This is a genomic window from Mesobacillus boroniphilus JCM 21738 (assembly GCF_000517385.1).
GTDB classification, from domain to species: Bacteria; Bacillota; Bacilli; order Bacillales; family Cytobacillaceae; genus Mesobacillus; species Mesobacillus boroniphilus.
In genome coordinates, this window is sequence record NZ_BAUW01000205.1 from 1 (window position 1) to 1,533 (window position 1,533).

General features: G+C 36.1%; 1 pseudogene. It reads left to right on the plus strand.

From position 1 onward, the window contains the following. Positions 1 to 247 precede the first annotated feature (247 nt). Positions 248 to 1,470 (plus strand): annotated as a pseudogene (locus JCM21738_RS21780) (IS110 family RNA-guided transposase). Positions 1,471 to 1,533 lie beyond the last annotated feature (63 nt).

Sequence of the window (1,533 nt, forward strand, 5' to 3'; positions counted from 1 at the left end):
TGAAAATGGTCCTCTACTCAAAATAAAGGTATACCTCGTTAATTTGTGGCAACACAGTTAATAACAATACGACCAGGCTGAACATACTATGGTGGATCCCGAAAGCGATACCCTGCATAAGAAACTGGTTGTGACAGTATTGAAGTACCATTTACTGTGCCAAGAGCACGCATACAAAAATCTCGTAAAATAACTACTGTCATTTGTATTGTTAATTAAATAACGAGGTGATTCTTATATGGAAGCAATGATTGAAAGATGTGCAGGCCTAGATGTACATCAGGAGACAGTAGTAGCTTGTGTATTAGTTGGCCCATTAGAAAAAAAGCCAAACAAATCAATTGAATCTTTTCCAACTACAACAAAGGGTTTATTGAAGCTGAACGATTGGCTTATGTCTATGCAAGTATCAGATGTTGTTATGGAAAGTACCGGAGTGTATTGGAAACCGGTATGGAACATTCTCGAAAGTGATTTTCAACTTGTACTTGCCAATGCTAGACATGTTAAAAATGTTCCTGGACGCAAAACGGATGTAAAAGATGCAGAGTGCTCGCCAAATTATTACGAAGTGGACTGATTGAAGGCAACTTTGTTCCTCCTGAAGATATTAGAGATTTACGAGATCTAACACGTTACCGTAAAAAACTGATTGGAAATCGTACAGCAGAACAAAATCGTATCCATAAAATTCTTCAAGATGCGAATATTAAACTCACTACTGTTCTATCTGACATTTTTGGTCAATCAGGACGCCGGATCCTAGAAGCCATTATTGATGGAGAAAAACTAGAAGAAAGTAATCTTAAAGAACTGGTGCATTGGCGAACAAAAGCAAGTCTCCCGGAAATAGCTGATGCAATCAATGGTCGAATTCGCCGTCACCATCGTGATATGTTGCAATATCACTGGAATCATATGATTTATATAGAAGAAGCAATTGAAAAATTAGAAGAGCAGATCGACCAATACTTAACCCCGTATCAAAGAGAAACAGAATTATTGGACACAATCCCTGGTGTAAACAAAGCAGGCGCAGCTACTTTTATTGCAGAGATGGGAATTGATATGTCTGTCTTCAAATCTGCCAAGCATCTTGCTTCGTGGGCTGGTGTATGTCCTGGAAATAATGAAAGTGCTGGTAAAAAAAAAACGGGTAAAACAACGAAAGGTAACAAAGCATTAAAAACAATGGCAGTAGAATGTGTATTAGCAACTTCAAGGCAAAATAATCGTATTTCTGCACACCGTATAAGAATTTTGAAACAACAAGGAAAGAAAAAAGGACAAATGGCTTCTGCGCATCTAATTATAACCATTGCTTACAATATTTTAAAAACAGGAGAACCATATAAAGAACTAGGCACAAATTATATGGAGCATCAACAAAAAGGTAAAGAGTTAAAAATGATTGAATACTTAAAACGGAAAGGATATAAAATCTCATCTACTGATGAACAAACGGCTTAATTAAATTTCTTAAGGATCTTATTTTTTAAAAATAAAGCCCCTCAAAAAAAATCTAGAAATGAA